Raw genomic sequence first — 8,648 nt, 5'->3', positions numbered from 1 at the left:
CCTGGGCCTCATCGGCGAGCTGCACGAGGTGCGCGTCTTCGGCTTCCTCGAGCACGTCGGCCTCATCAGCGGGCACGATCGCGGCGATGCGCCCGCCCGCGCGGGTGGTGAAGGTGCAAGCTCCCGAGTAGGCCACTTCGTTGCGCTCGTCTTCCGCCTGCGCGCGGAGTTCGGTCACCGACCCTTCGCCAACTGCGTCTACGCCGAAAGTCTGCCCTGAGCGGCGCTGGGAAGGCTACGCCGAGACGTGTCGCGAATCGTCCGGGCGGCGCCAGCGGTAGCGGCGTTCCGGGCGGCCCCGGCCCGCGTATTTGAGGGCGACTTCGGCGCGGCCGGTCTCGGCGAGCTGCTCGAGGTAGCGGCGGGCGCTCACCCGCGAGACGCCGATCCGCTCGGCGCATTCGGCCGCTGAGAGCGAGCTCTCGGCCTCGCGCAGGGCGGCCTCCACGAGCTTCGCGGTCTCGGAGCTGAACCCCTTGGGCATCAACGCGATCGGGCCGGTCGTGGGCCGGTCGAAGGCGCGGTCCACGTCCGCCTGGTCGCGCACCGCGGCCGCGGCGAGGCCGGCCCGGCGGTTCGCGTACTGCTCGAGGCGCTCGGCGAAGTCGTCGAAGCTGAAGGGCTTGAGCAGGTAGGAGACGACGCCGAGCCGCACGGCCGCGCGCACCGCCTCGGCCTCGCGGGCCGCCGAGATCACCATGACGTCGCACTCGTGGCCTTCGGCCCTCATGCGCGGCAGGAGGTCGAGCCCGAACACGTCCGGCAGGTACAGGTCGAGCAGCACCAGGTCGGGCTTGAACTCGGCGAGCGCGGCCAGGGTCTCCTCGCCGCTGCGGGCGGCGGCGACGACGCGGAAGCCGGGGGTGCGTTCGACGAAGCCGCGGTGGATGTTGACCAGCCGGAAGTCGTCGTCGACGACCAGCACATCGATCATGTCGGTTCCTTCACCGGGCGAGAGGGTTCGTGCAGGAGCGGCAGGACCGCGGTGAAGCGGGCGCCGCGCTCGGTGTGCTCGAGGGCCACCGAGCCGCCGTGATGCTCGCACACGAGCCTGGTCAGCGCAAGCCCGATGCCACGCTCGCCAGCTGCGGCTTTGGTCGTGTACCCGTGCTCGAAGACCTCGCTGGCGGTCTCGGGCGGGACGCCGGGGCCCGAATCGTGGACCGTGATCCGAACGGCCCCTGCCTCTTCGCGGATCAGGACGGCCACCCACGCGTCGGTGTCGGAGCGGCGCGGCAGGGGCGCGTCGCGCACGACCCCCGCCGCGGCCTCGACGGCGTTGTCGACGAGGTTGCCGAGGACGGTGCCGACGTCGGCGGAGTCCTCGGCCGCGAGGGGCGCGAGGGCGCTCTCGGCGACCATGTCGAGCCGCACCCGCCGCTCGGAGGCCTGCGCGGACTTGGCCATGAGCAGGGCGGCGATGGCCTTGTCGCGGATCGGCTCGGCGATGTGCAGGTCGAGGGACTGCCGGTGCCGGTTGAGCGCGTCGATGTACCGCACGACCTCGTCCTGCTCGCCGATCTGGATGAGGCCGGAGATGGTGTGGAGCTTGTTGTCGAACTCGTGCGCCTGGGCGCGCAGGGCCTCGGCGGTGGACCGGAACGACCCGAGGTCGCGTTCGAGCTGGGCGAGTTCGGTGCGGTCGCGGAGGGTGGCGACGGAGCCGAGCGGGCGGCCGTCCTTCGCGACGGGCATGCGGTTGACGACGAGGACCCGGTTGCCTTGGAGGACGACCTGGTCGGCGCCTTCGGCCGCGCCGGTGAGGACGTCGCGCAAGCGGGCCGAGAGGTCGAGTTCGGCCACGGTGCGGCCCACAGCCTCGTCGGGCAGGTCGAGCAGGCGGCGGGCCACATCGTTCACGAGCGTCACCCGGTGCTGCTCGTCGAGGGCGACCACCCCTTCGGCGATCCCGTAGAGCATCGCCTCGCGGTGCTCGGCGAGCCCGGCGATCTCGCGCGGCTCCATGCCGAACGTCTGCCGCTTGATGCGCCGCGCCAGCAGCCAGGACCCGGCGACGCCGAGCGCCGACGCGATCCCGAGGTACAGCAGCAGGTCGGGGCTGTCCCCGGCGAGCATCGCGGCCGGGGAGGGCACCTCCTGGCCGACGACGGCCACGCCGAGCTGCACGATCCTGTCGTCCCCTTCGCCGTCGGCCTCGCCGTCGACGGGACCGAGCACCGGCGCCTGCCCCGCCAGTTCGGTGCGCCCGCCCAGCTCGATCTCGCCGCGCCAGCCACGCCCCTCCAGGACCCCCGGGGCCAACGGCAGCTCAGTACCGATGAGCAGCGGATTCGTGGACGCCACGACCTCGCCCTCGGCGTCCGCGATCGTCACCGACGACACCTGCCAGCGCTCCAGGCTCGACTGGATCTCGGGCGCGAGCGTCTGCGACGGCGCCGGCGCCGTCGCGAGCAGCTGGCCGCGCACCAGGTCGGAGGAGGCGAGGCTCTCGGCGAGCTGCGTGACCCTGCGGCCCTGCTCGGCGCTGAACACCGCCTGCGACTGCGCGAGCGAGACGCCCGCGACGGCGGCGAGCACGACTAGGACCACCGTCAGCTGGAAGACGAGGAGCTGACCGGCGAGGGTCGAGCGGCGGGCTGGGCGGATTCGGGACCTGAACACAATGAACTCAATGATCGTTACTGACACAAGGCTGACGCCGGGGCCACGTCAGGGTGACCATCGTCTCTCACGTATCCCTCGAAATGAAAGAGCAACGACGATGAAATTTTCTCGGAGGGCCCTCCTCAGCGCTGCGGCGGCCGTTCCGGTGGTCTCGGCGGCCACTGCCTGCGGTGTCACCGCCGAGGAAGGCGGCACCGAAGGCGGTCCCCTCACCGGTCTGAGGATCATGGTCCCCAACAGCCCCGGCGGCGGCTACGACACGACCGCCCGCTCCATCGCCCGCATCATGGAGGACGAAGGCATCGCCAAGGCCATCGAGGTGTTCAACCTCGAAGGCGCCGGTGGCACCGTCGGCCTCCAGCGCACCGTGAGCGAATCGGGCAACGGCGACCTCGCCATGCAGATGGGACTGGGCGTCGTGGGCGCCTCCTACACCCAGAACTCCGAGGCCAAGCTGACCGGCACCACGCCGCTCGCGAAGCTCGTCGAGGAGTCCGGCGCCATCGTCGTGCCCGCCGCCTCCCCGTTCCAGACCATGGACGACCTGGTCGCGGCCTGGTCGGCGGACCTCAAGAACGTCACCGTCGGCGGCGGCTCCTCCCCCGGCGGCCCCGACCACCTGCTCCCGATGCAGCTGGCGATGGCCGTCGGCATCGACCCGACCCAGGTCAACTACGTCTCCTACGACGGCGGCGGCGAGCTCCTGCCCGCGCTGCTGGGCGAGAAGATCGCGTTCGGCGCGAGCGGCGTGGGCGAGTTCATCGACCAGATCGACGCCGGGCAGCTGCGCGTCCTCGCCGTCTCCGGCGCCGAGCGCGTCGACGTCGTGCCCGACGCCCCCACCTTCGTCGAATCCGGCATCGACCTGGAGTTCACCAACTGGCGCGGCTGGGTCGCGCCCCCGGAGATCGACGACGCCGCGCGCGGCAAGTGGATCGACGCGCTCACCGCCATGCACGACTCGCAGGCGTGGAAGGACGAGCTCGCGAAGCAGGGCTGGACCGACGCGTTCATCACCGGCGACGACTTCGCGGCGTTCCTCACCGAGCAGGACCAGGCCGTGGCGGCGACGCTCCAGGAGTTGGGCCTGGCATGACCGTCCCCGAGAACGACGCGGTCGAAGCCGCGGCGGCGACCGGCGCGGTAGCGACCGACGCCTCCGAACCGGCAGCGGTGCCTCAGCGTGTGAGCGGCCCGCGCAAGCCCGACCTCGCCCAACTGTGGGTCTGCGGGTTCCTGGCGGTGCTCGGCGTCCTCGTGATCGTCGACGCCGCCCGCCTCGGCGGCTTCACCGCCTCCAACGACCCCATCGGCCCCAAGCCGGTCCCGATCATCCTGGGCGTCCTCCTGTTCGTCGTCGCCGCGTTCTACGCGCTCGACGTCGTCAGGGGCGGTCGGGGCGAGGCCGAGAACGGCGAGGACGACGGGAACTTCGACTGGAGGACCCTCGGCCTGCTCTGCGCCGTGTTCATCGCGAACGCCCTGCTCATCGACTGGCTCGGCTGGGTCATCTCCGGGTCGATCCTGTTCTGGGGCAGCGCGATCGTGCTCGGCTCCCGCCGCTATCTGATCGCGCTCGCGGCCGCCGTCGCGCTCTCGCTGGCGACGTTCTACGGGTTCGCGATCGGCCTCGGCGTCGGCCTCCCGGCCGGTGTCCTCCAGGGAATCCTCTAGGAAGGCCCGGCCATGGACAACCTCAACTCCCTGATGGACGGGTTCGCCGCGATCCTCACTCCCGGGAACCTGCTCATCGCCCTCATCGGCGTCACCATCGGCACGGCGGTCGGCGTGCTGCCCGGGCTCGGGACGGCGATGGCCGTCGCCCTGCTGCTGCCGATCACGTACGGGATGGAGCCGACGCAGGCGTTCATCATGTTCGGCGGCATCTTCTACGGCGGCATGTACGGCGGCTCGACGACGTCGATCCTGCTGAACACGCCCGGGCAGTCGTCATCGGTCGTGACGGTCCTCGAAGGCTTCAAGATGGCCAAGAACGGCCGGGGCGGGCAGGCGCTGGCGACGGCGGCGATCGGCTCGTTCATCGCCGGGACCATCGCGACGCTGGCGCTGGTGTTCGTCACGCCCATCACCGTGCAGTTCGCGATCACGCTGGGCGCTCCGGACTACTTCGCGATCATGGTGCTGGCGCTCATGGCGACGGCCTCGGTGCTCGGTTCCTCGCGCATCCGCGGGTTCGCCTCGCTCCTCGTCGGCCTCGTCATCGGCACGATCGGGATCGACGCGGTGACCGGGCAGCAGCGGTTGACGTACGGGGTGCCGGAGCTGGCCAGCGGCGTCGACATCATCATCGTCGCGGTCGGCGTCTTCGCCGTCGGCGAGGCGCTGTGGACGGCCGCCCGGCTGAAGGCCGCCACCGGGGACGTCATCCCGGTCGGCAAGGTGTGGATGGGCAAGTCGGACTGGCGGCGCTCATGGGGCCCGTGGCTGCGCGGCTCGGCGCTCGGCTTCCCGTTCGGCGCGGTGCCGGCGGGCGGGGCGGAGCTGCCGACGTTCCTGTCGTACATCCTCGAGCGGCGCTTCTCGAAGCACAAGCACGAGTTCGGCAAGGGCGCGATCGAGGGCGTCGCGGGGCCGGAGGCGGCCAACAACGCGTCGGCGGCGGGCACGATGGTGCCGATGCTGGCGCTGGGCCTGCCGGTGAACGCGACGGCCGCGGTGATGCTGGCGGCCTTCCAGAACTACGGGATCCAGCCGGGCCCGCTCCTGTTCGAGAAGGAGTCGGCGCTGGTGTGGACGCTCATCGCGAGCCTGTTCGTGGGCAACGCGATGCTGCTGGTGCTGAACCTGCCGCTGATCCCGGTGTGGGTGAAGCTGCTGCGCATCCCGAAGCCGTACCTGTACGCGGGCATCCTGTTCTTCGCGTCGATGGGCGCGTACGCGGTGAACGCGCAGCCGTTCGACCTGTTCCTGCTGCTGACGCTCGGCCTCATCGGCTTGGCCATGCGCCGTTTCGGGCTGCCGGTGCTGCCGCTGATCGTGGGGCTCATCCTCGGCCCGATGGCCGAGCGGCAGGCGCGGATGTCGCTGCAGCTCTCGGGCGGGGACCTGTCCGGTCTCATCGGCGGGCCGGTGTCGTGGACGGTCTACGGAGTCATCGCCGTGATCGCCCTGTGGCCCTTGGTGTCGTGGCTGCGCCGTCGCGGTCGCGCCGCGAAGGACCGCGAACTGGTCGCGGCCTGACCGGATAGAGGGGGAGGCGCGGGTCCGGTGTTGCACCGGACCCGCGCCTTTTTCGGGTTTCCTATTTGAGCATGGACTTCTGCAGCATCTCGGCCGGGCCGGTCGAGAAGCGCCGCAGCCAGAGGTTCGCGCCGACGAGGAGGACCGCGCTGATCGCGAGCCACAGGACCGGGACGAACCAGGCGTCGCCGCCGAACTTCGCGGCGAGGCCCAGGCCCCAGCCGTAGCAGGCGATGGACGCGAGCAGGTTCTGGAGGATGTAGCCGCTCAAGGCGGTGCGGCCGAGGGACTCCAGGGAGGCCATGACCGGGCCGCGGCGGACGCGTTCGACGAGGAACCCGACCAGGCCGATGTAGCCGAGCATGACCACCGGCGCGATGACGTACCGCTCCAGGTAGAACGCCTCGGGGAAGTACAGTGCGGCGGCGTTGAGCGGCAGGCCGAGCCCCAGGCCCCAGCCCATGAGGCGGGCCCGGATGCGTCGCCCGTGCTCGTCCGTCTTGAAGGCGCCGGAGCGGAACAGCTTGACGCCCAGGAGGAACAGGAAGACCAGGAGCGGGAAGGTGATGATCGGCTCGACGCGGAACGCGAGGGCGTTGTCGAGGCGGAACTGCACCTGCTCCCACCAGGTGCCGGACGCGTAGACCGCCTGGACCTCCGGGTTCGGCTCGGGGTCGAGGCCGCCCACGGTCGTGGCGGCGGTGACGAGGCCGACGACCGCCAGGTGCAGGCTCGCGGCCGTCCACATGGCGGCCTGCTGCGCCCGCTCGGAGCGCTTGAGGAGCCAGGCGACGGTGATCGCGGTGACGGCGTACCCCATGAGCACATCCCACGCGAACAGCAGCACGAAGTGGATCGTGCCTTCGGCGAAGAGGAACAGCGCCCGCCAGTGGTAGCGGCCGGGCCAGCGCCGCCCGCGCTTCTCCGCGGACCGGTACTGGATGGCCAGGCCCACGCCGAAGAGGACGGTGAGCATCGACAGGAACTTGCCGTTGGCGAGCAGCTGGAAGACGGCCCCGAAGGCGCTGTCCCCGGCGAGGGCGAAGCCGAGCAGGGGGCCGGCCTCGCCGTGGGAGCCGGTGAAGAGCCACACGTTGGTGGCGAGTGTGCCGAGGATCGCGACGCCGCGCAGGACGTCGAGGAGCGGCTGGCGCTTCGACGCGGGTGCTTGTTCGGCGACCGGCGCCGCCGCGGTAGAGGTCTGCATGTATTCAGGTTCGCGCGCCGGGGCGGCGAAAGAATCCTTCCGCAGCATGGACTTTCGAGCCCGGGCGGGGCGACCGGAGGTGCAGGTCCGGCCGCCCCGAAAGTCGGATGGTCACGCGCCGGCTGCGACTTTGGTGGCAGACGGGGCGGAAGAGTGTCGCCGGAGCCCGGTCCACGAAATCAGGGTCTGATCGATCGGCGATGGCACAGCGAGTGATGCGCTTCCGGCTCTCACGCCGGCGACCGCCCCGCTTCAGTCGCGCTCAACCCTGTCCGCGACGGCGCAGCGAAGGAATCGCCATGGGGAGGGCCGCCGGGGTGGGGCGTCGCTTCGGCCGAACTCAAAGCCGTCAGCGACGGAGGCGGCAGGCTGTTGCTTTGGTGTGGGCTGACGAGTTCGGGGCGCCGATCCGGCGGAGCTCAACCCTGTCCGCGACGGCGCAGCGAAGGAATCGCCATGGGGAGGGCCGCCGGGGTGGGCGTCGCTTCGGCCGAACTCAAAGCCGTCAGCGGCGGAGGCGGCAGGCTGTTGCTTTGGTGTGGGCTGACGAGTTCGGGGCGCCGATCCGGCGGAGCTCAACCCTGTCAGCGACGGCCGGCGAGGGGACCGCCTTGGGGAGGGCCGCCGGGCTGAGGTGCCGGTTCGGTCGCGGCCCAAGCGTTCAGCGAGGGCGGAGCGGGTTTTCGGTCCGCCGTGCCGGGGTCGGCGGGGCGCTGGGCCGGTGTGCCCGTCTTGTGCGGCAGCGAGACGCGAACGAGGGCGCGGGGCGGCGGGACCGGGACTGGGGCGGGTCCGACGGGTCGGTCTAGCGTCGGCAGCACTGGCGGCAGTGGCTATGGCTGTGACGTGCGCGTGGAAGCCGGTGAGGTGCCGAGTCTCCCAGGGCAAGGCCATGCTCAACGTGTCCTGCTCCGGTGTCTCATCCCTCCCTCGATGTCCGTCGCCGAGCCGCCCTCGGGCGGACCGCGTTCCCCCTACCGGCCTGGTACCGGCTTCGCCTTGTGTACCAAGGCCGGGCCTTGATCCTTTGGTGTTGACACCAAAGGGGCAAGCCCCGCCAGCACTGCCGAGCGCATTGCCCTCTGTCCGCCGCTTGCCTTGTCCGGCTGGCAGCGGCCACTCGGCGACCTTGCGGCCCGCGCCCTGGCGACCCCCGGATGGCGGACAGCCCGTAAGTCGGCCTGCCGCCTGGCGGCGGTGACCGCTGGGCCTCGTGCCGCCCCTCTCGGGGTGCTCCGCCCGCCGCTGTCCTGACCGGCGGTGCCTCCCGCATCCCGCGCTCCTGTCGCGAGGCGCTGTGGGCGCTCACCACGCCAGATGCGATCGCCGGGTCCCATGCGCGTGCCCGGTCTCCCGGCACTGCATGCGAGCCCTTGCAGTGTGTCCCCCTCCCAGGCGATTCGCCTTGCTGCGGCGATCCGTCCCGAGAGCGCACTGCGGCACCTCGGCGCATCGTGCTTCCCCTGCGCACCATGATGACGCCGGTGTACGAGGTCCTGTTCGCCGTGCGCGTGCGGCGATGCGAGCCCGGGTCCTCGATTGCCCGGCCGAGCAGTGCCCTACGCGCGCTGGCGGTCTCACTGGTCTTGCCGTGGTGTGCCTCGTTCAAAGCACT

At 71.3% G+C, this 8,648-nt stretch carries 6 protein-coding genes; 3 read left to right on the top strand and 3 right to left on the bottom strand.

The features are described 5' to 3' along the window. Nucleotides 1-235 precede the first annotated feature (235 nt). Both AB0K52_RS25475 and AB0K52_RS25470 read right to left on the bottom strand, forming a co-directional pair. Nucleotides 236-934 (bottom strand): response regulator, encoded by a 699-nt coding sequence (locus AB0K52_RS25475; protein ID WP_363537301.1) that lies wholly within the window; start codon nucleotides 932-934, stop codon nucleotides 236-238. Beyond that, nucleotides 931-2,622 carry an ATP-binding protein gene (locus tag AB0K52_RS25470; protein ID WP_363537298.1) on the bottom strand — a complete coding sequence of 564 codons (1,692 nt, stop codon included), beginning with the start codon at nucleotides 2,620-2,622 and terminating at the stop codon, nucleotides 931-933. The genes AB0K52_RS25475 and AB0K52_RS25470 overlap by 4 nt, the downstream gene beginning before the upstream one ends. Nucleotides 2,623-2,722: 100 nt before the next feature. On the opposite strand from AB0K52_RS25470, the gene AB0K52_RS25465 reads away from it, so the two are divergent. Genes AB0K52_RS25465 through AB0K52_RS25455 form a run of 3 tightly spaced genes read left to right on the top strand, consistent with a single transcriptional unit; the run spans nucleotide 2,723 to nucleotide 5,826 of the window. Continuing rightward, nucleotides 2,723-3,721, top strand: coding sequence for a tripartite tricarboxylate transporter substrate binding protein (locus AB0K52_RS25465; protein WP_363537295.1), 999 nt, complete (start codon nucleotides 2,723-2,725; stop codon nucleotides 3,719-3,721). After that, nucleotides 3,718-4,299 (top strand): tripartite tricarboxylate transporter TctB family protein, encoded by a 582-nt coding sequence (locus AB0K52_RS25460; protein ID WP_363537292.1) that lies wholly within the window; start codon nucleotides 3,718-3,720, stop codon nucleotides 4,297-4,299. Before AB0K52_RS25465 ends, AB0K52_RS25460 begins: the two co-directional genes overlap by 4 nt. A 12-nt stretch (nucleotides 4,300-4,311) precedes the next feature. Continuing rightward, complete coding sequence (locus tag AB0K52_RS25455) at nucleotides 4,312-5,826, top strand: tripartite tricarboxylate transporter permease (protein ID WP_363537289.1); 1,515 nt, start codon at nucleotides 4,312-4,314, stop codon at nucleotides 5,824-5,826. Between the two features lie 61 nt (nucleotides 5,827-5,887). On the opposite strand, the gene AB0K52_RS25450 is transcribed toward AB0K52_RS25455, so the two are convergent. Next, nucleotides 5,888-7,033 carry a DUF418 domain-containing protein gene (locus tag AB0K52_RS25450; RefSeq protein ID WP_363537286.1) on the bottom strand — a complete coding sequence of 382 codons (1,146 nt, stop codon included), beginning with the start codon at nucleotides 7,031-7,033 and terminating at the stop codon, nucleotides 5,888-5,890. Nucleotides 7,034-8,648: the final 1,615 nt, after the last annotated feature.

The sequence above is a fragment of the Glycomyces sp. NPDC049804 genome (assembly GCF_040674615.1).
In the GTDB taxonomy this organism is placed as follows: Bacteria; Actinomycetota; Actinomycetes; order Mycobacteriales; family Micromonosporaceae; genus Glycomyces; species Glycomyces niveus.
This window is presented reverse-complemented; position numbering and strand designations above follow the sequence as displayed.